This window comes from Enterobacter sp. B79-1 (genome assembly GCF_057444735.1).
This window is the reverse complement of record NZ_JBYAZJ010000009.1, coordinates 1-24,792: the sequence shown is the minus strand read 5'-3', so window position 1 is coordinate 24,792 and position 24,792 is coordinate 1. Positions and strand designations below refer to the sequence as shown.

At 55.4% G+C, this 24,792-nt stretch carries 17 protein-coding genes and 1 rRNA gene; 4 read left to right on the top strand and 14 right to left on the bottom strand.

Going from position 1 to position 24,792, the window contains the following annotated elements; all coding sequences use genetic code 11:
• Positions 1–41: 41 nt before the first annotated feature.
• Positions 42–815 carry a cyclic-guanylate-specific phosphodiesterase gene (pdeH, locus tag AC2T6E_RS19940; protein ID WP_010426029.1) on the bottom strand — a complete coding sequence of 258 codons (774 nt, stop codon included), beginning with the start codon at positions 813–815 and terminating at the stop codon, positions 42–44.
• A 230-nt stretch (positions 816–1,045) separates the two neighbouring features.
• Between pdeH and kdgK the strand changes: the two genes are divergently transcribed.
• A complete protein-coding gene (gene kdgK / locus AC2T6E_RS19935) occupies positions 1,046–1,975 on the top strand; it encodes a 2-dehydro-3-deoxygluconokinase (RefSeq protein WP_108417654.1) in 930 nt (309 codons plus the stop codon).
• A gap of 68 nt (positions 1,976–2,043) precedes the next feature.
• Here the strand turns inward: kdgK and AC2T6E_RS19930 are convergent, their stop codons facing one another.
• The 9 genes from AC2T6E_RS19930 to bcsR form a co-directional block, all read right to left on the bottom strand.
• Entirely contained in the window at positions 2,044–3,537 is a 1,494-nt protein-coding gene (locus AC2T6E_RS19930) for a M16 family metallopeptidase (protein WP_460212975.1), read from the bottom strand.
• A 224-nt stretch (positions 3,538–3,761) separates the two neighbouring features.
• Positions 3,762–5,048 carry a dicarboxylate/amino acid:cation symporter gene (locus tag AC2T6E_RS19925; protein ID WP_460212974.1) on the bottom strand — a complete coding sequence of 429 codons (1,287 nt, stop codon included), beginning with the start codon at positions 5,046–5,048 and terminating at the stop codon, positions 3,762–3,764.
• Between the two features lie 159 nt (positions 5,049–5,207).
• A complete protein-coding gene (gene hmsP / locus AC2T6E_RS19920; RefSeq protein WP_214594975.1) occupies positions 5,208–7,214 on the bottom strand; it encodes a biofilm formation regulator HmsP in 2,007 nt (668 codons plus the stop codon).
• Between the two features lie 119 nt (positions 7,215–7,333).
• Positions 7,334–10,816, bottom strand: a complete 3,483-nt coding sequence (gene bcsC / locus AC2T6E_RS19915; protein ID WP_460212973.1) for a cellulose synthase complex outer membrane protein BcsC — start codon at positions 10,814–10,816, stop codon at positions 7,334–7,336.
• On the bottom strand, positions 10,798–11,904 hold the full coding sequence (bcsZ, locus tag AC2T6E_RS19910) for a cellulose synthase complex periplasmic endoglucanase BcsZ (protein WP_260663323.1): 1,107 nt from the start codon (positions 11,902–11,904) through the stop codon (positions 10,798–10,800). Before bcsZ ends, bcsC begins: the two co-directional genes overlap by 19 nt.
• Positions 11,905–11,910: 6 nt before the next feature.
• Positions 11,911–14,334 (bottom strand): cellulose biosynthesis cyclic di-GMP-binding regulatory protein BcsB, encoded by a 2,424-nt coding sequence (gene bcsB, locus AC2T6E_RS19905; protein WP_071985388.1) that lies wholly within the window; start codon positions 14,332–14,334, stop codon positions 11,911–11,913.
• Positions 14,335–14,344: 10 nt separating this feature from the next.
• Positions 14,345–16,960 carry a UDP-forming cellulose synthase catalytic subunit gene (gene bcsA / locus AC2T6E_RS19900; RefSeq protein ID WP_486692980.1) on the bottom strand — a complete coding sequence of 872 codons (2,616 nt, stop codon included), beginning with the start codon at positions 16,958–16,960 and terminating at the stop codon, positions 14,345–14,347.
• Positions 16,957–17,709 (bottom strand): cellulose biosynthesis protein BcsQ, encoded by a 753-nt coding sequence (gene bcsQ, locus AC2T6E_RS19895; protein WP_108417650.1) that lies wholly within the window; start codon positions 17,707–17,709, stop codon positions 16,957–16,959. Before bcsQ ends, bcsA begins: the two co-directional genes overlap by 4 nt.
• Positions 17,710–17,720: 11 nt before the next feature.
• Positions 17,721–17,909: a cellulose biosynthesis protein BcsR gene (bcsR, locus tag AC2T6E_RS19890; protein WP_010426045.1), complete on the bottom strand. Its 189-nt coding sequence runs from the start codon at positions 17,907–17,909 to the stop codon at positions 17,721–17,723.
• Positions 17,910–18,081: 172 nt separating this feature from the next.
• Here bcsR and bcsE point away from each other — a divergent pair, with 172 nt between their 5' ends.
• From bcsE to bcsG, 3 genes are read left to right on the top strand one after another with little or no spacing between them, the layout of a single operon-like run.
• Entirely contained in the window at positions 18,082–19,644 is a 1,563-nt protein-coding gene (gene bcsE, locus AC2T6E_RS19885; RefSeq protein ID WP_486692977.1) for a cellulose biosynthesis c-di-GMP-binding protein BcsE, read from the top strand.
• Complete coding sequence (gene bcsF, locus AC2T6E_RS19880) at positions 19,638–19,835, top strand: cellulose biosynthesis protein BcsF (RefSeq protein ID WP_427354154.1); 198 nt, start codon at positions 19,638–19,640, stop codon at positions 19,833–19,835. Before bcsE ends, bcsF begins: the two co-directional genes overlap by 7 nt.
• On the top strand, positions 19,828–21,507 hold the full coding sequence (bcsG, locus tag AC2T6E_RS19875) for a cellulose biosynthesis protein BcsG (protein ID WP_148401353.1): 1,680 nt from the start codon (positions 19,828–19,830) through the stop codon (positions 21,505–21,507). Before bcsF ends, bcsG begins: the two co-directional genes overlap by 8 nt.
• 34 nt (positions 21,508–21,541) lie before the next feature.
• Here the strand turns inward: bcsG and AC2T6E_RS19870 are convergent, their stop codons facing one another.
• The 4 genes from AC2T6E_RS19870 to rrf form a co-directional block, all read right to left on the bottom strand.
• The gene (locus AC2T6E_RS19870) at positions 21,542–22,534 is read right to left on the bottom strand and encodes a family 8 glycosyl hydrolase (RefSeq protein WP_486693090.1); all 993 of its coding nucleotides are present in this window, start codon (positions 22,532–22,534) and stop codon (positions 21,542–21,544) included.
• Between the two features lie 16 nt (positions 22,535–22,550).
• On the bottom strand, positions 22,551–23,513 hold the full coding sequence (gene birA, locus AC2T6E_RS19865; RefSeq protein WP_042713772.1) for a bifunctional biotin--[acetyl-CoA-carboxylase] ligase/biotin operon repressor BirA: 963 nt from the start codon (positions 23,511–23,513) through the stop codon (positions 22,551–22,553).
• A complete protein-coding gene (gene murB / locus AC2T6E_RS19860) occupies positions 23,510–24,538 on the bottom strand; it encodes a UDP-N-acetylmuramate dehydrogenase (protein ID WP_486692974.1) in 1,029 nt (342 codons plus the stop codon). Before murB ends, birA begins: the two co-directional genes overlap by 4 nt.
• A gap of 134 nt (positions 24,539–24,672) precedes the next feature.
• A 5S ribosomal RNA gene (gene rrf / locus AC2T6E_RS19855) occupies positions 24,673–24,788 on the bottom strand.
• Between the last annotated feature and the right edge of the window lie 4 nt (positions 24,789–24,792).

Below are 24,792 nucleotides of genomic sequence, written 5' to 3'. Positions count from 1 at the left end.
GTCCTGTAAAACTATAGTCCAGACAAAGGGAAGCGGGCAGTTCAGAGCGTTGTTATCACCGTTTCGAGCGTATCCATCGGCACCGGACGAGAGAGGAAGTAGCCCTGCGCAGCGGCGGCAGGAGAGTTTTGCACATCACGCCACTCTTCCAGCGTTTCAACGCCTTCAACAATCACGCCCTGGCAGTAGCGATTCATCAGCTGCAGCAGCAGCGTGAACAGGTTTCGACCTTCCTGCGTCTGGCGCAGCATGATAAAGAGGTCGCGGGCCACTTTGATGTAGTCGTAACGCACTTCGCTAAGGGCCGAGAAGTTCGCCATGCCGGTGCCGAAGTCATCCAGCCACAGCGGGCCAAACTCGCACATGGAGGCAAATGAGGAGTCCTGCGGCAGGCGGACATGCTCCACCAGTTCAAAACGCATCCAGGGCAGGGAGGCAATCAGCGCCTGTAATTTCTCGTTCTGGCGCAATGCCAGCAGAGTTGGACCGTCTACATTGACCGACGCAAGGATATCGTGCCGGGCGAAAAATGCCTGCTTCGTTGCCAGCATCCGGAGTTGTTCTTCCAGCACGTCCAGGCGCTGGCGAACCGCCACCTCCGCAAAATAGCGGTCAGGCGCAATGCGCTGTGAAGGATTCGATGGGTGTGTAACGACCGTTAAAATCTCAATCGCCATCAGCCGACCATCGGTGCGATAGATGGGTTGATAGGTGTACGCTCGATCACATTGCAGCCAGTAGCGATGCTCCTGCAAGTTCTCAATACTTGCCTCTGGCGTAGTGTTCAGCCGCTGGATAACCTGCTCTGACTTCATTTCAGATGTCCTGTTGTATGGGATGACCTTTTTGGACTCGTCACTGGGTTATCGGCGCGCTAATTGAGAACTTTATGTTCAATTAGCCGGGAAAATGAAATTAAGATGACAGAAATTTGCAGGAACACGCGCTGGCTCAAAAAAAATATTGGAACGTCGTTTTAATATGGTTGACCACAAAATTCACTCAACGCACACTACCGTAAATTACTCTGTTCAGGTTCACGACTATGTCCAAAAAAATTGCCGTGATTGGCGAATGCATGATTGAGCTGTCCCAAAAAGGCGAGGAAGTCAGCCGCGGTTTTGGTGGCGATACATTAAACACATCTGTTTATATTGCCCGTCAGGTTGCTCCTGACGCACTGAGCGTGAACTACGTTACTGCGCTTGGGACGGACAGCTTCAGCGAGCAGATGCTGGCGTCCTGGCAGAGCGAGAATGTTCACACCACCCTTATCCAGCGTATGGAAAACCGCCTGCCGGGTCTGTACTACATCGAAACTGACAGCACCGGCGAGCGCACCTTCTACTACTGGCGTAACGAAGCCGCCGCCAAATTCTGGCTGGAAAGCGATGCCGCCGCCGCCATTTGCGAAGAGCTGGCCACCTTTGACTACCTCTATCTGAGCGGGATCAGCCTGGCGATCCTGAGCCCGGAAAGCCGGGAAAAGCTGCTGTCTCTGCTGCGCGAATGCCGCGCCAACGGCGGCAAGGTGATCTTCGATAATAACTATCGCCCTCGCCTGTGGGCCAGCCGCGAAGAGACGCAGCAGGTTTATCAGCAAATGCTGGAATGCACCGACATCGCATTCCTGACTCTGGATGATGAAGACGCCCTGTGGGGTGAGAAGCCCGTGGATGAGGTTATCTCACGCACTCAGGCTGCTGGCGTGAGCGAAGTGGTGGTTAAACGCGGTGCGGATTCATGCCTGGTGGCCATCGCGGGCGAAGCGGTGGTTGAGGTACCTGCGGTGAAACTGGCGAAAGAGAAAGTGATTGATACGACGGCGGCGGGAGATTCTTTCAGCGCGGGGTATCTGGCGGTACGCCTGACGGGCGGGACACCTGAAGCGGCGGCACAGCGTGGTCACCTAACGGCGAGTACCGTGATTCAGTATCGCGGGGCGATTATTCCACGTGAGGCAATGCCTGTTTAAATAAGGTGCGGGCTGATGCCCTCACCCTAACCCTCTCCCACAGGGAGAGGGAACCAAGAACCGGGGTCTTACTGACCCTGCGGAATATCGCTCGCATCCTGGTGCAAATCATCCGCCGATGCAGCCTGTGCAGGCTGCGCTTCAGGCGCCATGATCGCATCCCAGGTCGCTTTCAGTTCCTTCATGTTATATTCCGGCTCGCCTTGCGGCTGCAGCAGAATCAACGCCATATCCTGCGATAGCTGCTGACGCAAATCCTGATTTAACATATCTACGGTCAGACCGCTGAGGAAATCCTGGCGTAGCTTTTGATACTGCTCCGGCGCGATATCGACCACCTGGTTTTGCAGTGAGCGAATACGCTGGCTGATCAGGATATCGGTATCGGCGCGAGCATAGGTGGCAAACAGTTTCTGCAGCTCAAGTGATTTCTGCGCGACCAGCGCGTTGAACTCCTCTTCAGAGAGCCCCTCTTTACGCACTTTTGCCAGCTCTTTCGCCACCACTCCCAGGTTCGTATTCAGCTTATCGCCCGGCGATTCAACGTTAATGGCGCACTGCGCACGCTGGAACAACACGCGGCAGTCAAAGCCCAGACCAATATTCTTCACGTTGTTTTTACTGAGCGTTTGCTGAACGTGCCAGAACAGCGCTTCACGCGCCAGGTCTGCACGCCAGTAGCGCAGCAGCGCGGCGGATTCGCGAATAGGCTGCCAGGCGGTGTCCCACATCATAGAGAGACGATCCTGACGCACGGTGTCCGTCATGATGCTGACAGATTCAGGACGCAGCGGCGAAAGGGTCGGTACGGGCGCAGGCGTTTCACGCTTGCCTTTAAGCTCACCAAATACTTTGTTGATTTGCTCGACGACCGCACGGCTATCCACATTGCCGACCACGATCAGGGTCATCGCATCCGGGGTGTACCATTTCTGGTAGAACGATTTGACCTGCTCGGCATCCACAGGCTGCTTCAGCGGCTCTGCCGGATCGTGACCGAGCAGCGTTGACCCTTTCAGGCGGTAGCGCCACCAACCCTCTTTGGTATCGACAGGCCAGGTCGCCACCATGTCACTGTTACTCAGCGCATAGTTGACGGTTTCCGGCGTCACCGACAGGTTACCGGTGGCGTCGGAGAGATAGGTCAGCGCCTCTTTCAGCAGGTCGTTACGGTTATTTGGCAGACTCAGGTTGAACATGGTGTAGTCGTATGACACAACCGCAGGGGGCAGAGGACGTTTCGGGTCGATGGCCTGTTGCCAGAGCGAACGCACCTGTACCGCCTGCAAACTGCCGCTCTGGGTGAGCGCCAGTCGAGGAATAAAGTGGCTGAAGCCAGTCTGCTGGGTGCTTTCAGTGAGGGAACCGGTATTCACTGACAAACGAATTTCAATACGATCGCTGGGACGCTGCGGAGTCGCTAACAACTGCCACTGAAAACCATTCGCCAGGGTCCCTTGTTGCCAGGCCGGGTCTGGCTGGAGCGCATCTGCCTGCACATAACTGGCTGCTGCCATCATCAGCAAACCGCCGGTTAAGAGTCGAATTTTTGTGCCCTGCATGTGAACCCCTGATCAACATTCCTGGTTAAAAAGAGTGTCTCGCGACGTGAGCACTCTAAAGATGACGATGAAAACACTCCGATTAGACCGCGTGTTAAGCCAAACGTCACGGAGGGAAGTGAAATATACCCAAAAAAAATCTTGTCGAAGTATGACAGGTATGAAGCATTATTATGCGCAGGAGCCCGCATCCCGACAAGGGAATGCGGGCAATTATGACGTGATTAAGAGGATAAACCTGCTGATTTGCTGTCAGTTGGGCGATTATTTAACGTATCGGTGAGCTTTTTGTGATCCAGCTCTTTCACCCATTTCGCCACCACCACCGTAGCCACACCGTTACCCACCAGGTTGGTTAAGGCGCGCGCTTCAGACATAAAGCGGTCAATACCCAGGATCAGCGCCAGGCCAGCCACCGGCAGGTGTCCCACCGCTGAAATGGTCGCCGCCAGCACAATGAACCCACTTCCGGTAACACCCGCCGCCCCTTTCGAGGAGAGCAGGAGCACCACCAGCAGGGTGATTTGATGGAAGATATCCATATGGCTGTTGGTCGCCTGGGCGATAAACACCGCGGCCATCGTCAGGTATATCGAGGTGCCGTCCAGGTTAAAGGAGTAGCCCGTCGGGATCACCAGCCCCACCACCGACTTCCGGCAGCCCAGTTTTTCCATCTTATCGAGCATACGCGGCAGCGCCGACTCAGAGGACGAGGTGCCCAGAACAATCAGTAACTCTTCGCGGATGTAGCGGATGAACTTGAAGATGCTGAACCCCGCCGCACGGGCGATTGAGCCCAGCACCACCACCACAAACAGAATACAGGTAATGTAGAAGCAGATAATCAGCTGACCCAGCTGTACCAGCGTGCCGACGCCGTATTTACCGATGGTAAACGCCATCGCGCCGAAGGCACCGATCGGGGCCAGACGCATGATCATGTTGATGATGCCGAAGATGACCTGCGAGAAGCTTTCAATGACGTTGAAGATGAGCTGGCCTTTGCTGCCCAAACGGTGCAGGGCAAAGCCAAACATCACGGCAAACAGCAGCACCTGCAGGATATTGCCACTGGCGAATGCGCCGATAACGCTGCTCGGAATCACGTCGAGCAGGAAGGCGATAACCCCCTGATCTTTCGCTTGCTCGGCGTAAACGGCTACCGCCTTCGCATCGAGCGTGGCCGGGTCAACGTTCATACCCGCCCCAGGCTGAACGACGTTAACAATGATCAGGCCGATAATCAGGGCAAGCGTACTGACCACTTCGAAATAGAGAAGCGCTACTGCGCCGGTACGTCCGACCGCCTTCATGCTTTCCATGCCAGCGATACCCGTTACCACCGTACAGAAGATGACCGGGGCAATGACCATTTTGATGAGCTTCACGAATGCGTCGCCAAGCGGCTTCATTTGTGCGCCCAGTTCAGGGTAGTAGTGACCAAGCAGAATACCGACTGCGATGGCTGTCAGGACCTGAAAGTAAAGGCTTTTGAAGATTGAGGTTTTCATAGGGTGTCCTTGGGAAGAAAAACCACAGGCTTTTTAAGGTTATGGTTAACCTGCGGCTCTAAAATAACACCCGCATAACAGGACAGAAATAAACCAGGTTCAAATTTGAAACACAAATGTTAAGAACTTTGAGCTGGCTCGCACAAGCCAGCAACAAAATTACACTTTTGCGTTATTGCCCACGTCGGCAAGGTAGCTTTTTTCGAAGATATCCGATGGCACGGCACGGCCAAATAAGAAGCCCTGACCGCCCTCCACACCCGCTTTAGCCAGCCAGTCTCGCTGGTCTTCATTTTCGATACCTTCAGCAATCACATGCAGGTTGAGACTGCGCGCCATCTGGATAATGGCCTCGACCATACTGCTGTCTTCCGGTAGCCCATCGACAAAGGTTTTGTCGATTTTCAGCACGTCGACCGGCAGCGTTTTCATATGCTGAAGCTGCCGCAGTCCGGCGTAGCCCATACCGAAATCGTCCAGCGCGATGCGAACACCCGCGTTACGCAGCGGTTTCAGGATCGCCACGGCTTCGTTCGGGTCGTCAATACGACGGCTCTCCGTCACTTCCAGAATCAGCGTGTCCGGCTGGATGCGATAGCGGTGGATCAGCTCCAGCAGCTCCGACACCATGGTCGGGTGCATCAGCTGTAAGGCGGAGAGGTTTACCGACAGCGGCAGGGTGATGCCCCGCTCCTGCCAGGCCGCAAGCTGGCGGCAGGACTCTTCCAGCACCCAGTACCCCACGCTGACCATCAGGCCACAGGATTCAATCCGGTCAATCAGCCCCTCAGGCAGCTCCCACGAGCCATCCGGCTGCTGCATACGCAGCAACGCTTCGGCACTGTTCACTTCACCTGTTAGCAAATTGACCTGCGGCTGCAGCCAGATGGCAAACTGGCGGTTGTCCAGCGCGGTCAGTATGTCGCTCTCTTCGGTCAGACGCTGCTGCGCCTTTTCCATCTGCTCCGGGTCGAAGAACTGGATCTGATTCTTCCCTTTGCGTCGCGCGGTGAAGGCCGCCGAGAATGCGCGACGGTAAAGCTGCTCTGCCGTCAGGTCGCCGTAGAACATCGCAATCCCGATACTGGCGCTCGGACGAAGCTGGATCCCCTGAATCGGTAACCGCTCATTAATGACAGTGAGCACTTGCTGACCTAGCGTAATAGCGTGCCACGGCTCTTTCACCCCATGCGCGATGATCACCAGGTCATAGCCGCTAACCTGAGTCAGCACCATGCGCGGGGCAAGCACCGATTTCACCTTTTCCACCAGCGTCAGGAGCAGCATTTCACGCTGGCTCTCCTTGAGCACGCCCGCCGTATCCTGCAAGGTTTCGCAGGCGACCACCATCAGCGCGGTGGTCTGTTGGCGGGCAACCGTCTGCTCCAGCATCGCCATCAGGAAGGCTTTATTTGGCAAATCGGACACCGGGAAACGGGTGGCACTGATATTGAGTTCATCCTGCTGGCGCATAATGCGCTGCTGATTGATGTTGTAGCTGCGCACCAGCATGCCGATTTCATCGTCATGATGCAGACGCGGCAGCGCAATCTGGTGGCCTATCTGCTCCTGCGGCGGTAGGTCGTTCAGCTCTCTGGCGATGCGGCGCAACGGATGCACAATCAAACGGTTAATACACCAGGTGAGCGCGACGCTCAAAATAAGCGTCAAAAGTAAGTAAGCAGTCACTAACGTAGCAACCCAGCTCATGACAAACTTATACATGCGATAGGAGTCTGACTGAAGGACAAGGTAGGCTAACGGCTGAGGGTTGGCCGGACGTTCCAGTGAATAGATGGGCAGGGAAATTTGCACCGGTAGCTCAAACATGCGCATGACCATGACCGGGACGGGGCGTTCAGGAATGAAGCGCATCCGTAACGCCTGAAACTGATTAGGCAGAACGACATCCGCGCGGCTGACAATACCCGCAGGCTGGATGCGTTTTAAAATGGTTTCCGCGTCGGGAATGTCCCCTTTCAGGATCGCGGCCGACAGCGGCTCACGCACCTCACGGGCAATACTTTCGAGTTGCGAAGCCGTGTTGTAGCGATTCTGCTGTACGGCATGAAACAGCAAAATAACGCTGAAGAGAAAGACAAACAGCATCGTGACGGCTGAAACCATCGCCATCTGTTTGATCGTTAAAGAACGGCTAACACGCAAAATGACTCTCCACAGAACTCGAAGCGCAGGGCGCACCAGGGAGTGAACCTGGTGCGCCTGAGTATACCCGATTGCTGCACTTTTAAGAGAGACTTACAATTGGATTAAGTTAAATCCGATTACCAGTCGGCGTAAGGGACCAGCGGCTCTGGCGGCAGGTCCATATCGCCCTGCCAGCCTGCAGCAGAATAACGCACGTAGAGCAGCGCATGGCTCGGGGTATAGTCTTTTGCTTCCTGAATATCCACGCCCAGACCGACAAACCAGTTGGAGGTCACGCGGCGCTCGATAATCGCCCTCGCGGTATAACCTGTACCGGAGGAGCTGCTACCGGTTTCCATTTCGCCTCTGTCGGTATAGCGGCCAGGCTCATCGGTTGGGATCAGACCCTGTTTCGGATAACGCAACTCATCTTTCGTCTTCGAATGCGACCAGGAGACCGAACCGCCCAGCTCCCATGACCAGTTCTCAGTACGCTTACGCCAGGTGACGGGCAACGCAAACGAAACATACTCCTGCGGGCTATAGTAGCCACCTTGTCCCAGCGTGTAGCCACTGAGATCTTTGTCGTAATGCCAAAGCATGTTAGAGACACCGACCGTCAGACGCTCGTTGTTCTCGTTGATCAGCTTGTAGTAATAGCCGGTCATCCAGCGGATGCGCCAGTTATCTTCCACATTTTTACCGGTCAGGCTGTCCATGTTCAGGCTCGACCAGATACCGTTCGCCTCGCCTTTGTCATAGCTTACGCTCACACCGCCGCCGGTCGAACGGACGCCGCCCCAGGTGGTGTTGGTATTGGTATCTTTTTGCCCGGCGAAGGCCAGCACAGAACTGGAGATAGGACGACGATGGGCGTTCAGGGTGTAGCCAATCGGCCCCAGGTCATTGCTGTAGCTCACGCCACCGACCACATCCACCACGTCGAAGCCCATTGGCGTCGTACCCAGATCCCACGCCCAGGTTTTATTCTGCCAGCCCACAGCCACGCTAGCACCGTTCGCTGACTGGTTCGTGTTGCCGCTACATGGCGTTTCGGCACAGGTACCCCATTTCGGATCGTAGGTGCCGTTATTGGTGGCAAACGAGCCAGCGTCCATATTAACCAGATCGCTTCGGAAGAACATGCGTCCATCTGACAATGGCGCGTCGACCTGCAGCATCGTGGTATGCGCTTTCAGGTCGGAATAGCCACCGGTGCCGCTGGAGCCCCAGTAGTCGTGTTGCAGCGTGACGTTCACATCCTGCTGGCGATACAAATCACCGGCGTCGCTGCGCACGCCGCGCTTCAGCCAGTCGTCTTTTTCATCATTTCGCGTCAGGCGGGTGAAGCTGTCGTTATCCGCCGGGCGCGTTGACGTGATGCCGGACGACACCATCGCGTCTTTATAGGTTTCCAGTGCCTGCTGCGGCTGGCCGTTCTGGGCCTGGAATCGTGCCGCATCACGCAGCACCAGCGCATTGTCCATCGATGCGGGCTGCGATTTGGCCTGAGGGATAATCTTGCTAAAGGTTTGCTCTGCGGCGGCAGAATCGCCCAGGCCAGCCTGCGCCATGGCGATCCGACGTTGCATATTAAGCGACGGCGGTTGACCATTTTGCGCGGCAGGCAGTTTTGCCAGCTCGGCACGCGCCGCGTCTTTATCACCTTGCGCGATATAAACTTCGGTCAGTCCGAGGAGCGCATCTTCGTTTTGCGGCTCACGCTGGAGCACGGTGCTGTAGGCCGCTTTCGCGGCGTTATGATCGCCACGCTGTTCTGCCCAGTCTGCCAGCGTTAAATCGATACGTGTGGATGCTGGCTGCTGACGAAGCAGGTCTTCAGCCTCCTGCGCTTTCCCGCTGTCACGCAGGCGGTTAGCGGTTTCCAGCACCTGATTGCTCTGCAGTCGGTCAGCCAGCTCCTGAATATTGCCGTTCCACTTGTCGCGCGGCAGGGTATCCAGATGCGCCAGCGCGGCGCGATCCTGATCGTTCCCCGAGAGATACAGCCCGTTGGCGTAGACCTGATCCGGATCGCCCGGCTTCTGGCTTGCCAGCTGGCGCATGAGAGTATCCGCCTGACTGCGCTGACCCGCGCTGTAGAGATCCCGCGACAGACGGTAGGTGATCCATACGTCTCCCGGCGAGAGCGCAAGGCGACGACGCTGAATTTCTGCGGCCTGGGCGTATTGCCCCTGGTTTTCCAGCTGCTCTGCCTGCGCGGAGAGCTGTTCGTTGGTCAGGCTACGTTCAATATCATCTATGCTGCGACGCTGGCTGGCCGAGAGTGACTGAATAAACTGTGTCGCCTTCTCCGGCGACTGCGCGCGATACACATTGGCGAGGCCGCGCACCGCATTACTGTTGCCGCTGTCCATGCGCAGCGCCTGACGGTAATACCGCTCGGCGGCGTCGTTATCTTTGCGCGCGGCAGCGACATCGCCCAGCCCCAACACCGCATAGCTGTCGGTATTATCGATATTGCGCGCCTGCTGGAAATAGCGCTCCGCCTGGGCTGTATTGTTAGCTTTCAGCGCAGCATCACCCTGCTGGATCAGCAGCCAGTAGCGGTTGACCTTCAGCAGGCTGTCCCACTTGCCCCGATTATCGCTCTGCGGATCGAGGGCGATTGCCTTTTCAAACTGCGCCACCGCGCGAGCGCGGTCACCTTTTTGTGAATAGGCCTGGCCCAGCGCGCCCACGGCTTCGCTGTCGGCATGGTTAGCGCTGACCGCTTTTTGCAGTTCTGCCACCGCTTTACCGCCCTGCCCGGCATCCACTGCGGCTAGCCCTTCGGCTTTGGCGCGGAACGTTGGGTCGGCAAGTTGTTTTTGCTGTGCGTCAAGCTGTGCTCGCGCCGCCGTCACGTTGTCGCCATCGCTAAACACCGTGAGGTATTTCTGCAGCGCGCTGACGCTGGCACTGCTGGCAGGCTGATCTTTAATTTGCTGATACCACATATCAGATGCCTGATTGCGGCCATTGTTGGATTTCGCCATCGACTGCAACACCGCAAAACCTTCATCGCGGCGTCCGCTCTGGAACAGGAGTTGCGCCAGCGCAGCCTGCTGCTGCGTATTGCCCGGATTACTGGCATTTATCTTCTTCAGCTGATTAATGGCGGCATTCCGTCTGGCGGGCTCTTTGGCTACAAGCGTCCAGTATTCTGCTGCCAGGTCGCCATCCGGCGGATCGCCAGCAAACAGTTTGTCATAGGCGGCAATGGCTTCCTGCGTATGACCTGTCGTCGCCAACAGGCGAGCCTGCTGCAAGGCCTGGCGGCCATCCGGCGTGGAGAGCAGCATCGTGTTGCGGGACGTTTTGTATGCGCTGGAGCTCGGCGCCATGCCTTTCAGGCGGTCCAGCTCTTTTTGCGCGCCCGCGTTATCTCCCTGACGTAAGAGATAACGGAAACGTGCGGCAATCACGTCCGGGTTATTCGGGTCGATCAGCTCCAGGCGGTAAAGCGACTGGCGAACCAAATCCTCACGCTGCGTCGATTCGCCCAGACGAACCTGCTCCAGCAACTGTTGCTGCTGGGGGTAATTGGCGGCCCCGGCCATTGGCATCAGTGCCAGGCCAAGCGATAAACTGAGTAGATTTATTGTGAACTTGCGCATTCCTGGCCCCAATCCGGTATTAATTCACCCTGTGTGGTGAAGCGAAAACGATGCTGATCCCACCCTTGCCCAAAGAGGGTCAGTACATAGCTGTAATAGGCATTATTATCAGGAAAACGATCGGCGACGCGCTGTCGTTGCGCTGCCTGCGCGTCCCGATTCTGTAAAAAAGGGAGCAGAGAGGCAGAAAAACCGACCGGGCCTTTATCCGTCCATTTTCCGGTTGCCACGTCTACTTTCTCGGGCGGTACACCCTGCTTTGCCGTCACCGTTGCCATTGGCTTAAAGCGTGCCAGCAGCCGAGCCTTCTGCGGATCTTTATCATTCATCATGCCCACCCAGAGATAAACGCGGATGGCGTCGTAGCTGCCCACCAGCGATTTATCCTGACCGAGCTGCCAGCCTCTGTTTTTCTGGTACTGCACCCAGTTCGGGGAGAAGCCTTTCGGTGCCGTCTCCAGCAATAAACGCAGATTGGTTTCACGAAGCGTGGTCCACGGCGTACCAAATCGGGTGAAATAGTTCGCGAGCTGTGGCGGGAGGTAGCTGGGGTTAAAGCGCCAGGCGTTCTCTTCGGCAAATCCGGTTTTACCCGGCAGCAGCATGAAGCCCAGACCCGGCACTTTCACCACTTCCTCGCTGACGATGCGTTTAAGCAGCCCCTTGCCTGTGCGGGTGTAGTCCTGATTTTTCCACAGCCGCCCTGCTTCCAGCAGCGACCAGGCAATCCAGATATCGGCATCGGACGCGGAGTTTGGGTCGATAACCGCCCAGGTCTCTTTGTCCTTTTGCCCCCACAGCCAGGCAGGCAGGTTGGTCGCTAAATCGCCCCCGGCGAGATTATCGCGCGTCCACGCCAGCAGCAAATCGAACGCTTTACGATCGTTTGCTGCCAGGGCAAAGAACAGCGCGTAGCTTTGCCCTTCAGAGGTGGTAATTTTTCGCGCGTCACTGGGATCGATAACGCGCCCGCTTTCGCTGATGTAGTCCTGTTTAAACTGTTCCCAGGCAGGCCAGCTACAGGCGGCGCGTAGATTCGTTGCCGCCAGCATCAACACGGCGAATACACACCAGCGAAAGCCTTTCATCACAGCTTACTCATGATCCGGATTCAAACGACGACGGCTGATGATACGCAGCAGACGCCACAGCACCCATGCCAGTAATATCACACTCACTGCAGCCAGAATCGCCAGCAGGACCGGATGATTGGACAAGGCATACCACAGACGTTCGAACCACGGCAGATGACCGACATAATAGACATCGCCGACGCGCAGGCTGTTGACGCCCGCCTCACGGATAACGGAGACAGAACCAAACATGGCGGCCCGTTTACCGCTGTCGTTCATGGCCGAATTTAACAGTTCATACCCGCGAGGGCTGTCTGCCAGCAGGGCGATCACGCTGCGCTGGTCGTTGTACGGTGACTGGAAGCCCACGATTGCCGCCATCGGGCCCGTTGAGCTTACGCTGGTTTTAACGCTGGCCTGGCGGTCACCGCTGTCCGGCATAATGCTTGGGAACTCGGTCTGGCGCAGCGGCGTGTTAACCCACGACTGGGCAGCCTGCACCAGCAGATCGACGCGTTTATCATCCTTCAGCTTATCCGGAATGGTGCCAATGACCATGATATCGGCATCTTTGTTCTGGATTTGGCTGCCATCGTCGGTGAGCGAGACGTTGACGGCCGGTAAACCGGTTTGCGATCCAACGGTCCCCATCGTATTCAGCAGCGTCGACACCTGACCCTCATTTGGCGCTTTCGGCATCACAATAATCGACTCAGACAAATCGGCCATGCGGCTGAACGGGAAGCTGGCGTTGGCAAACGCACGCAGATCCGGCATCGCGATAAAGTGATAATACTTCGAGAAGTCGATAGTGGACTCATCGCCAATCACAACATGGTTCTGTACCGGCTGGAAGGTGATGCAGTTATCGACCGAGCCGCCAGGCATCGGGTTCATATACTGGAAGTCGAAACGCAGCTGGTTTATCGCGCCAAGCTTCAGCGCCGGGATGGACACGTCGGTTTTACCGTCCAGCAGCCCCTGCAGCACAGGCAGGCGGAGCATCAGGCGGTTGGTTTCCTGGTTGCTCGTCAGACTGAATGATTGCAGGAACTGGTTGTTCAGGCTGATATCCATCCGCGAGCTGTCTTTGGTCGACGGCGCGGTGTAACGGTAGTTCAGGTTGATATCAATACCGTTGGTGCGCAGCAGATACAGATCGGGCGGCAGATTCATCGACAAACTGACAGGAGAAGGCTCAAGGCCGGTCGACTGCAGTTGCTCTTCGTATGTTTTCAGCTCGCCGAAGCTAATAGGGCGATCGGTACGCACCCAGTGAGGGGCATCGTAAGGCTTACGCGGCAGCAGCGGTTTCACCTCGTCCACCACAACGCTGTTTCCCCGGAAGAGAACATTCCCCTGCGCAATGCCTTTTGCCGCCTGCACCAGATCTTTCTCATCACGCCCGAAGACGACCAGCAGCTTCACATACGGATTGTCCGGGTGGTTGATCATTTCAATCGTCGGCGCTTTCACGTCCGGGTGTTCGCGCAGGAACGCCGGGCGTTTGGCGTTAGTGGCAAACACAATGGCGTTTTTGTCCGGCATTTTGTCGTACATGACCGGGAAGCTCTGACCGCGCCAGCCGGAGCGAGAGCCAAACCAGGAAGCCACGATGGTGGCGGCAAGCTGTTCCGTCACATCTGGCGCACCGGCAAAGACCATCGGCAGGTTTAACGGGCGATTGTCACGCGGGTCGAAGAACGGGACCGGGAAGGCCGAGAGATCGTTTTTCAACGCCAGCGGCTGATAGGTCAACTGCAGCGAGGAGTTACGACCAATATCCATCCACAGCGTGTTGCTGGCCGGGTTTTCACACACATCGCGATAGTGGCCGACGAATTCCAGACGGACACGGTTAAAGTCGGTGATGAACAGCGGGTTGATCGGCACCTGAGCCAGGGTTTTCTTACCCAGCTGCTCTTTGGTGACCGGCAAAACGTCCATCAGTTCATCGTTCAGGTAGACCTTGAGCTGAGACTGAACGGGCAGCAGTGACGGTGACGGCGTGTATTCCAGATTCAGCACCGCATTCGATACCACTTCGTCGCTACGCATCCCAAACTCAACGCCGCCATTAGGATTGATGCCACGCAGCACCATGCTGCCCGGCGGCGGGGCAATCTGGGCGAACGACAGCTTCACATCGCGCGACGGCACATTTTCGGCGACGACAGGCGCACTGGCACCACGTACGCCTGGCATCACCTGCCCAACGACCTGGCTGTCGGCAGGTAAGGTATTCCCCGCCGTCGGCTTATTCGGGACCACGTTTTCCGTTTGCCCCGGTGCTGCCGTGACAACAGGATCGGTCGCTTGCGCGACCACCGGAACCGTAGGGGCAGGCGTGGCCGCTGCGTTATCAGGCGCTGCGTTAGCCATTGTTGTAGGGAGCGCACTCATCCCCATTGCCACTGCACATAACCAGGAAAGTTTTGTTTTCATCGCGTTATCATCATTGTTGAGCCATAACCGGGTCTGCCTGCTTCGCTTCATCTCGCTCAGGTCGACGCGGAATGAACGACACGACCCAGGAAACCAGTGAAGTAAGTGACCGGAAAATTAATTTCACCGACGACGGGGCAAATTCTGCAAGGTGACGATAGCCACGGAACCCCAGCTTCAGAATATCCAGCAGGCTTTCCAGAGGTTTATCTTCCGGGAAGCTGTCCTGCCAGAGAGCCCACGTATCCGCGCGGGCAAACGTACACTGCACAAAATCAATATGTTGCTTTTTGGTCAGCGGCATCAGCTTCAGACCCACTTCATCACCCGCCACACGCGCAACCTGCGTAGGGAAGACATACTCCTGCTGACCGCGCTTGAGCAGCAGATTGACCTTTTGCCCTTCCAGCACTTTCGCCTGACCGTTGATTTTGATGCCCAAACCACCGTCAGAGAAGTCGTGCACGGTACAGGAGAAGAGGTGACCATCTTCGCGGGCTATTGCTGCCGGCATGCTGATCTCGACGCGGTGCGCACGACGTACCTGTTTGCTCTCGACCGATACGGCTACCGCACCACCGAGGATAATCAGGTTGTAGAACACCCACGCCATACTCACGAATACCGTCAGGACCTCGTTTTCCGGGCCGTAGAAGTAACGCCAGATGCCGACGATGACGCCGACGATGTTAAGCAGGACCAGGAAGATATACGGACGGGAGATCACCCAATCGACATACTCCTCTTCCACCAGCCCACCTTTCGCGGTGACGTTGAACTTGCCTTTGTGCGGGTTAATCAGCGCCACCATGGTTGGCGGGGCAATGTACCAGGCCAGCACGGTTTCGTAGATTTCACTCCAGAACGAATGGCGATATTTCCCCTGGATCTTCGAGTTCGTCAGGCTCGCGTGGATCATGTGCGGCAGAACAAACAGCGCGATCATCAGCGCCGGAGCGTAAATGATGTAGGCATGAAGAAGCAGGAACGCCAGCGGCGCGGTGAGGAAGATCAGCCGCGGGATACCGGATAAGAAGTGGAACATGGCGTTGACGTAGCACAAGCGCTGCGCCAGCTTCAGCCCTTTGCCCATCAATGGGTTATCGAGACGGAAAATTTGCACCATGCCACGCGCCCAGCGAATACGCTGGCCGATATGCGCCGACAGCGATTCTGTCGCCAACCCTGCTGCCTGTGGAATGCGCATGTATGCGGAGGTATAGCCAAGGCGGTGTAAACGCAGCGAGGTGTGGGCATCTTCCGTCACCGTCTCAACGGCAATACCGCCAATCTCATCCAGCGGTTTGCGGCGGATAACGGCACAGGAGCCGCAGAAGAAGGTGGCGTCCCACATATCGTTTCCGTCCTGCACCAGGCCATAGAACAGCGTGCCTTCGTTCGGGGTTTTACGGAAACGACCGAGGTTGCGTTCAAACGGATCCGGTGAGAAGAAGTGGTGTGGCGTCTGCATCATCGCCAGCTCTTTCTCTTTCAGGAACCAGCCCATCGTCATCTGCAGGAACGAGCGCGTTGGCACGTGGTCGCAGTCAAAGATGGAGACGAACTCCCCGGTGGCATACTTCAGGGCGTTGTTAATGTTACCGGCCTTCGCGTGTTCATGAGTGGTACGGGCGATGTACTCCACGCCGACCTCCTCCGCAAACTGGCGAAACTCGGCGCGGCCACCGTCATCCAGGATCCAGATTTTGAGCTTATCTTTCGGCCAGTCGATACCTAATGCAGCATAAATGGTGTTTTTCACCACCGTCAGGTCTTCGTTGTAAGTCGGTACAAAGAGATCGACCGACGGCCACTGGGTGGTGTCTTTTGGCAGCGGAACCGGCTGGCGGTTCAACGGCCAGATAACCTGGAAATAGCCCAGGACCAGCACAATCCACGCGTAAGTTTCAGCAAACAGCAGAACCAGACCGCACACCAGGCTGACCGGGTCATCCCAGTTCAGCGTTGATGTATAACGCCACCAGATATAGCGGCAGGAAACCGTCAGTGACAGCACGATCAGCATCAGGGCGGAGAAGCGTCCCGGAATGCGCCGTACCAGCAGCGCCACGCCCCAGAGCAGGATCAGGAAGGTGAACTGTGCCAGCGGGTTGAACGGCTGCGTAATACAGACCAGTGCCAGAATGAGCGAGAACACCACAATGACGCCGAGGATAAAACGCCTGAAGCCCGGGTGCAGGTGCCCGAGCTCTTTATGATTATCCAGATGACTGGTTTTGTCGCCGACGCGGTCGGGAAGCCTGTCCAGCCACTGGTGATAGCGTTCACGTAAGTTCTGCACGCGATCGAAGCTACGCCAGCGCGGCGTGGATTTTTCCACCCTGGTCGACGTCGCTACCAGCCAGACGGCCTGAATCGCATAGCGTGCAGGGTCGAGAGGCCTTGGACGGTCGGGGTTAATGTGCGGATAGAGTTCACTGTGACGCGCACGAATACCCTGCCAGCGGGGGTGTTCGAGTGGAATAAATATCCAGGCCAGGATTAACCAGAAGCAACCGAGCGTGGCACTCAGCGACGACGCGCCATGTCGACGGTAGTGCCGGTAGCGCTCGCTTAAACGCGAACTGACCGGCGGGATAAGTAACCCGTTAGACAGGCGACTCATACCGTACTCCCGGCTGATTCCGGTCTTTTCGCGAAGTGCAATAAGCACCAGTTCGCCAGCGTCAGGATCTCTTCGGCTGCCAGCGAATCGCCCCGATATTCACCGAGCGGCTGCTTGGAGGCGAGACATTCCGCCATTCCCTCATCGCGATGGATAACAATCGGCAGCAGGCGACGCTGGCTTTGCAGCCAAACCTGGTAGAGATCGTCCTGGATCTGGCTGTTGATGCGAAGATCGTTAATCAGAAGATGGGCATTTGTGGGCAACGGCTGTTGGTGCAAGCGGATATGGCAATTCGCATCCACATTCACAATGGAGAGGACATGGTCACATTGCGCGATAAGCTGGCGGGTCAGCGCGGCGGCGCCGTGCGGCAGATCCAGCAATATCCACTGATACTGCCCTTTTTCCTCCAGGCTCTTCAACGCGGTCGTAAATTGCGAAAGCAGACGCTGATACGCGGCTTCATTCTCACGCTCAGCTTCAGTCAATTGACCATAAGGAAGTAAATCAAGCTGGGAGGTATAGCGCATACCCGCGTCACGCCAGTCTTTATCGTCGAGCAGCGCGCGGGCCCAACCCTTTGTATGCGTAAAGTCGACGTTAAATGACATGCGCAGCAAATTGTCGGAGCAGGCATCAATAACCAGCACCGATTCGCCTAACAGCTGTAATGACCACGCCAGCGCCGCGGTAATGGATGTTGTACCTACACCACCACGGACGCCCTGTAATCCTAGTATGGCCATCAATGGCTCCCTTATTGTTGTTGGGCAAATTCAGCTAATAACGGCCAGCGTTTAATAGCCGCGGCCAACTGTTCCCGCTGGGAAATATCGGTGTAATCTATTTCGGGCAAAGAGAAAGCCTGCGTCAGCGCCAGAAAATCGTTTTGAAATGTGTAACCCAGGCTTGAGTCTACAGGCGTTCCGGATTCGTTATTATGCATGATTAATTCATCCCTTAGCGTAAAATCACACGATCAGATGTTGTCGGCATCCTGCCCACGAAATTTCATTTACATGCTAAATCTGATGCTCTTTAATTTCAATGTTAGGTTTATTTCTACGCTTTCGCTAGTAAACTGAGATACAGATAAATTCGACGAAAAGAGGGATACCGTGGACTCCATATTTTCTATTGGCATCCAGTCATTATGGGACGAATTGCGCCACATGCCAGTCGGAGGAGTCTGGTGGATTAATACGGATCGCAACGAAGATGCCATAAGTCTGGTAAACCAGACGATCGCCGCACAGGATAAGGATTCCCGCGTGGCTGTCATTACGATGGGCGAAGAACCTAAAAATATCATCAGGCTCGAAAACGACCGTGGGCCACAGACCGTACGATTATTTTCCATGTCTTCGGAGGCGGATAGTCTATACTTTTTGCCCCGCGATATTCAGTGCTCGATTGATCCGGATCACTATTTCCTGATTCTAAAATGTTCGAATAACGCGCTGCAAAATATCCCCTCAGAAAAACTGCTTCGCTGGCTGAACAGAATCAATAAGTGGGCAAAAAATCAAAACTGCACACTATTGGTTGTTAACCCCGGCAGTAATAACGACAAGCTTTTTTCACTGTTAATGGGCGAATATCGTTCTCTTTTCGGTCTGGCAAGTATCCATGACCAGACGGATAGCTATCTTTACGATATTGCATTCTGGTGCAATGAAAAAGGGGTTAGCGCTCGTCAACAGCTCACCCTTAAACATATCAAGGGAGAGTGGCATCTCGCCCGACAAGAAGAAACCGTGGTTCAGCCACGCAGCGATGAAAAACGCATCCTGAGCCACATTGCGGTATTAGAAGGTGCGCCTGCGCTTTCTGAAAATTGGTCACTGTTTGAAACTAACGAAGCGTTATTTAATGAAGCCCGTACGACGCAGGCCGCTACGATTGTTTTTTCTCTCATGCAGAATAACCAAATCGAAACGCTGGCGAGACACATTCACACATTACGCCGTCAGCGCGGCAGTGCGTTAAAAATCGTGGTGCGTGAAAATAATACCAGCCTGCGTGCCACTGACGAACGACTGCTGCTGGGTTGCGGCGCAAATATGGTCATACCGTGGAATGCGCCGCTGTCGCGCTGCCTGACACTTATTGAGAGCATACAAGGGCAGCAGTTTAACCGCCATGTTCCGGAAGATATCGGCACCTTGCTCTCAATGACACAGCCGATGAAACTGCGCGGTTTTCAAAAGTGGGATACCTTCTGTGATGCCGTCGGCAACATGATGAGTAATACGCTGCTGCCAGCAGACGGAAAAGGGGTCATGGTTGCCCTGCGTCCGGTGCCGGGTATTCGTGTTGAGCAGGCGCTCACGCTATGTCGCCCTAACCGCATCGGAGACATCATGACGATTGGCGATAACCGTCTGGTGCTGTTTTTATCCTTCTGCCGGGTAAACGATCTCGACACCGCGCTCAACCATATCTTCCCTCTGCCGACTGGCGATATTTTCTCTAACCGCATGATTTGGTTCGAAGATAATTTGATTAATGCCGAACTGGTGCAAATGCGCGCCCTGACGCCTGAACAATGGGCGAAACCTTTACCTATGGCAAACGATGTCAAACCGATCCTGAATGCGAAGCATGACGGGCATGTCTGGCGGCGGATACCCGAACCACGACGCTTATTACCTGAGGGCGAGGAGAGCGCATCATCATGAATCTCAGCGATATCATTCAACTGGTCGTACTGTGTGCGCTGATTTTTTTCCCGCTGGGCTACTATGCGCGCCATTCTCTGCGTCGTATTCGCGATACGGCCAGATTGATGTTTCTAAAACCCCGCTACCTTAAACCAGCCGGAACACTGACACGCGCTCCGAACGTCAAGGCAGACCGAAAACATGACTAATTCTACCTATACCACGTCGGCGCCCTCGCCGCTCTGGCAATACTGGCGCGGACTTTCCGGCTGGAATTTCTACTTTCTGGTGAAGTTTGGCCTGCTCTGGGCAGGCTATCTTAATTTCCACCCTCTGCTTAACCTGGTGTTTATGGCATTCCTGCTGATGCCTATTCCCAATATCAGGCTGCATCGTTTGCGTCACTGGGTCGCTATCCCCATTGGGTTCGCGCTCTTCTGGCATGACACCTGGCTACCGGGTCCGGAAAGCATTATGAGCCAGGGCTCGCAGGTTGCGGGCTTCAGTACCGACTATATGCTTGATCTGGTTGAGCGCTTTATTAACTGGCAGATGATTGGCGCGGTGTTTGTGCTGCTGGTCGCCTGGCTGTTCCTGGCACAGTGGATCCGCGTGACGGTGTTTGTCGTCGCGATTATGGTCTGGTTAAACGTGCTGACGCTGGCAGGGCCGAGTTTCTCCCTTTGGCCAGCCGGTCAACCGACCACAACGGTCACCACCACCGGTGGCACGGCGGCAGCAACCGTCACGACGGCAGGCGATACGCCGGTGGTTGGCGATATTCCTGCACAAACCGCACCACCCACCTCCACCAATCTGAACGCGTGGCTCTCCAGTTTCTATACCGCTGAAGATAAGCGTCAGACCAAATTCCCGGATGCGCTCCCTGCCGACGCCCAGCCATTTGAACTGCTGGTGATCAACATCTGTTCTCTCTCCTGGGCGGATGTGGATGCAGCCGGATTAATGTCGCATCCGCTGTGGGCGCATTTCGATATTCAGTTTAAAGATTTCAACTCTGCGACCTCTTACAGCGGCCCGGCAGCGATTCGCCTGTTACGTGCAAGCTGCGGTCAACCTTCGCATAAGAACCTCTATCAGCCAGCCGGTAACCAGTGTTACCTGTTTGATAACCTGTCCAAACTGGGCTTTACGCAGCACCTGATGCTGGGTCATAACGGTCAGTTTGGTAACTTCCTGAAAGAGGTGCGTGAAGAAGGGGGTATGCAGGCACCGCTGATGGACCAAACGGGTCTGCCGGTCACTCTGTTGGGCTTCGATGGTTCTCCGGTTTATGACGATACTGCCGTGCTACAGCGCTGGTTGCAGACCGTCAGCAAAGAAGAGGGTTCGCGTAGTGCAACATTCTTTAACACCCTGCCGCTTCACGATGGTAACCACTTCCCGGGCGTGAGCAAAACGGCGGATTACAAAGTTCGTGCGCAGAAGTTCTTTGATGAACTGGACGCGTTCTTTACCGAGCTGGAAAAATCAGGCCGTAAAGTGATGGTCGTTGTGGTACCAGAACACGGCGGCGCGCTGAAAGGCGACAGGATGCAGGTATCCGGCCTGCGTGATATTCCAAGCCCGTCGATTACCAACGTCCCTGCCGGGATTAAATTCTTCGGGATGAAGGCCCCGCATCAGGGTGCGCCAATCGAAATCACTCAGCCAAGCAGTTATCTGGCGATTTCAGAACTCGTTGCCCGCGCGGTAGACGGTAAGCTGTTTGTTGAAGATAGCGTGAACTGGGATCAGCTCACCAGCGGTCTGCCACAAACGGCAGAGGTATCGGAGAACGCCAATGCGGTGGTGATCCAGTACCAGAACAAACCTTATGTTCGCCTGAACGGCGGCGACTGGGTACCGTATCCGCAGTAAAAGACCTGGCCCTCTCCCCAGCGGGGAGCGGGCCTTATTGTTCTGAGATCCAGACCAGCATTTTCAGGCTTGCCGAATAGTAATCATCATTTGCAGTGATGTCCGGCTCGCCGACCGTCTGCCCCATCGTTAAATCACGCACTGCCAGCAGACCGCCTGCCATCATGTAGGGGGCATATTCATTCGTCGTGACGTTAACCCACGCGGGTGTTTGTTCACGCGGAAACTGACCGAACCAGGCGCGCCACGGGGTGAGCAAGGGGCTTTTCGCGTTGGACCAGCTGATGTACAGCGGAATGCGGATGGCGTCATAACTCATGCGGGGCAGCCAGGCGTTTGCGGGGGCCAGCGTCCCTTTCGTGTCCAGAGAGACCCAGTCGGTTGGCAGATTGGCTTTACCCGACCCCATTTTCTTCAGCAGCCGCTGTCCGTCCTGCGCGAGCTGACGCCATATTTGCAAATGGCTGCGGTCAGCAAATGCCTGCCAGGCAGGAAACACGAAGTAGGAAGGATTAAGCACAACGTTATTGTCCAGCTTAAATCCTTGTGAGCCGGGCAACATCACGCGGTAACCCGCATAGCGGATAACGTTATGGGCAAGCAGCGCTTTGGTAATGGCATCCGATGCCGTGCTGTAGCCTTTGTCATGCCAGCGCGCGTTCGCTTTTAACAGAGCCCAGGCAATGAGCACATCGCCATCGGAGGCATTGTTTTTGTCGGCAATCGGGTCTGCCTGAGCGGGGTTATAACGCCAGTAAAAAAGACCGTTCTCTTTATTCTTCAGCGTACTGTTGGTCCAGTGCCAGAGTTTATCAAAGGTCGCTTTATCATCGTTTGCCACCGCCATCAGCATGGCAAAACCCTGGCCTTCGGTATGGGAAACGTCACCGTTGCCGGTATCGACGATTCGCCCATCCGGCTTAAAGAAGCGCGCTTTGTAACTCTCCCAGGCCTGGCCTGCCTGAGAGAAAGGCGTGAACAGCAAACTCATCATGACAGCCAGCGTGGCGCATGCGGGTTTTCGCATCATTAATACAATCCGGTTATTCAGCGCTGCGTAAGGAGATTTCCCCGCCCATCCAGGGTTTGATCGCGCCATCCTGTTCCAGGAGAAGCGCCCCCTGCGCATCAATTCCGCGAGAAATGCCGTAGATTTCTTTATCCCCAATCAGCAGTTTCACCGGGCGGTTGATAAAGTTATCCAGCTTTTCCCAGCGAGACAGGAACGATGCCAGCCCGTCTTGCTCAAAGAGCCTGAGTGAGCTTCGCAGCTCTTTAATCATTCGCGCGGCCAGGATATTGCGGTCGATAGTGATACCCGCTTCCTGCAGGTTAGTCCAGGCCTGGTTCACCACATCGTTCTGTACATTACGCATCACCATGTTTAACCCGGCACCAATGACGATCTGCGCGGCATCGCCGGTCTTTCCCGTCAGCTCAACCAGAATACCCGCCAGTTTTCGATCGTTCAGATAGAGATCGTTAGGCCATTTTACCCGCACCTTATCCGCGCCCAGATCGTGCAGGACTTCCGCCATCACAATCCCGATGACCAGGCTTAGCCCAACCGCCGCAGCCGGGCCCTGATCGAGTCGCCAGTACATGGATAGGTAGAGATTCGCACCAAACGGCGAGAACCACTTGCGTCCACGACGGCCGCGACCGGCCTGTTGATATTCAGCAACGCAGGCATCGCCGGATTTCAGTTCAGGCAGGCGATCCAGCAGGTACTGGTTTGTCGAGTCAATCACGGGCAGCACCGCAACATTGCCGTGTCCAATCTGGCTGCGGATCGCTTCTTCATTCAGCAATTGAATAGGCTCCGGCAGGCTGTAGCCTTTTCCGGGAACCGTGAACACATCAACGCCCCAGTCGCGGAGCGTCTGGATATGTTTATTAATGGCAGCACGGCTCATGCCCAACTGCTCACCTAGCTGCTCGCCAGAATGAAACTCACCGTCCGCAAGGATGCTAATCAGGGTTAAAGGGATCGTGTTGTCCTTCATGCGATAGTCTCCACGGCGTTGACTTCACCCGTACGGCCAATAAAGCGAACTTCAGGCTCCAGCCAGACGTTAAATTTATCACCCACACGCTGACGGACATGGTGCGCCAGCTTCACAACATCGTCGCTGGTCGCATTGTTTTGATTGATCAGCACCAGCGCCTGCTGGCGATGAACAGCAGCACCGCCCATCGTGGTGCCTTTTAATTCGCACTGGTCGATAAGCCAGCCTGCAGCCAGCTTCACGCTACCATCCGTCTGAGGATAATGCGGGGCCGTTGGCCAGCCGGTGAGGAACGTTTTCGCATTTTCGCTGCTGATGACCGGATTTTTGAAGAAACTGCCCGCATTTCCGTTCATTTTTGGATCCGGGAGTTTGGTCATTCGCATATGGCAAACTGATTCAAACACGTCGCGCGGGGTGACGGTGGCCGGATCGAGACGGGTGAGATCGCCGTAGGTAAGGACCGGGTTCCACTGCTTCGCCAGACGCAGACCAACGGCCACAATGACGAATCGATCCTGGTAGTCATGTTTGAAGATACTGTCACGATAGCCAAAGCGGCACTGTTCTGCGGTTAAACGTTGCGCATTTCCTGTTGCCAGTTCAATGCAGTCAACATATTCACAGACGTGTTTTAGTTCGATGCCGTAGGCACCGATATTTTGAATAGGTGACGATCCAGCGCAGCCTGGGATCAATGCAAGATTTTCCAGGCCGGGCATCCCTTTTTCGAGGGTAAATTGCACCAGACGGTGCCAGTTTTCTCCGGCCCCCACGTGCAGATGCCAGCTCACTGCGCTTTCTTTAACGTCGATTCCCATGATGCGGTTGACGATCACGGTCCCCGCAAAATCATCGAGAAACAGGACATTACTTCCTTCGCCCAGAATCAGTACAGGTTCACCGTTTTCTGTCGCGTTTTGCCATGCATTCAGCAACTGCTGAGCATTATCGGCACGTACAATTTGTTTAGCATTACGTTGAATGCCAAAGGTATTCCAGGGCTTAAGGGAGTGGTTCATAGACGCTATCCTGATGCAAAAACGCGGATAGTTTACCGTATATACGGGGGGATAGGTGATTTGTTTATGGAAACGAGGGATGTACAAAAACGCAAAAAGGCCATCCTTGCGGATGGCCTCTCTACTTATTTGATGCCTGGCAGTTCCCTACTCTCACATGGGGAGACCCCACACTACCATCGGCGCTACGGCGTTTCACTTCTGAGTTCGGCATGGGGTCAGGTGGGACCACCGCGCTAAAGCCGCCAGGCAAA

What these genes read in the sequence shown, in the direction of transcription:
- pdeH (WP_010426029.1), bottom strand. Translation starts at nt 815, where the DNA reads ATGAAGTCAGAGCAGGTTATCCAGCGGCTGAACACTACGCCAGAGGCA.
- kdgK (WP_108417654.1), top strand. Translation starts at nt 1,046, where the DNA reads ATGTCCAAAAAAATTGCCGTGATTGGCGAATGCATGATTGAGCTGTCC.
- AC2T6E_RS19930 (WP_460212975.1), bottom strand. Translation starts at nt 3,537, where the DNA reads ATGCAGGGCACAAAAATTCGACTCTTAACCGGCGGTTTGCTGATGATG.
- AC2T6E_RS19925 (WP_460212974.1), bottom strand. Translation starts at nt 5,048, where the DNA reads ATGAAAACCTCAATCTTCAAAAGCCTTTACTTTCAGGTCCTGACAGCC.
- bcsC (WP_460212973.1), bottom strand. Translation starts at nt 10,816, where the DNA reads ATGCGCAAGTTCACAATAAATCTACTCAGTTTATCGCTTGGCCTGGCA.
- bcsZ (WP_260663323.1), bottom strand. Translation starts at nt 11,904, where the DNA reads ATGAAAGGCTTTCGCTGGTGTGTATTCGCCGTGTTGATGCTGGCGGCA.
- bcsB (WP_071985388.1), bottom strand. Translation starts at nt 14,334, where the DNA reads ATGAAAACAAAACTTTCCTGGTTATGTGCAGTGGCAATGGGGATGAGT.
- bcsA (WP_486692980.1), bottom strand. Translation starts at nt 16,960, where the DNA reads ATGAGTCGCCTGTCTAACGGGTTACTTATCCCGCCGGTCAGTTCGCGT.
- bcsQ (WP_108417650.1), bottom strand. Translation starts at nt 17,709, where the DNA reads ATGGCCATACTAGGATTACAGGGCGTCCGTGGTGGTGTAGGTACAACA.
- bcsR (WP_010426045.1), bottom strand. Translation starts at nt 17,909, where the DNA reads ATGCATAATAACGAATCCGGAACGCCTGTAGACTCAAGCCTGGGTTAC.
- bcsG (WP_148401353.1), top strand. Translation starts at nt 19,828, where the DNA reads ATGACTAATTCTACCTATACCACGTCGGCGCCCTCGCCGCTCTGGCAA.
- AC2T6E_RS19870 (WP_486693090.1), bottom strand. Translation starts at nt 22,534, where the DNA reads ATGCGAAAACCCGCATGCGCCACGCTGGCTGTCATGATGAGTTTGCTG.
- birA (WP_042713772.1), bottom strand. Translation starts at nt 23,513, where the DNA reads ATGAAGGACAACACGATCCCTTTAACCCTGATTAGCATCCTTGCGGAC.
- murB (WP_486692974.1), bottom strand. Translation starts at nt 24,538, where the DNA reads ATGAACCACTCCCTTAAGCCCTGGAATACCTTTGGCATTCAACGTAAT.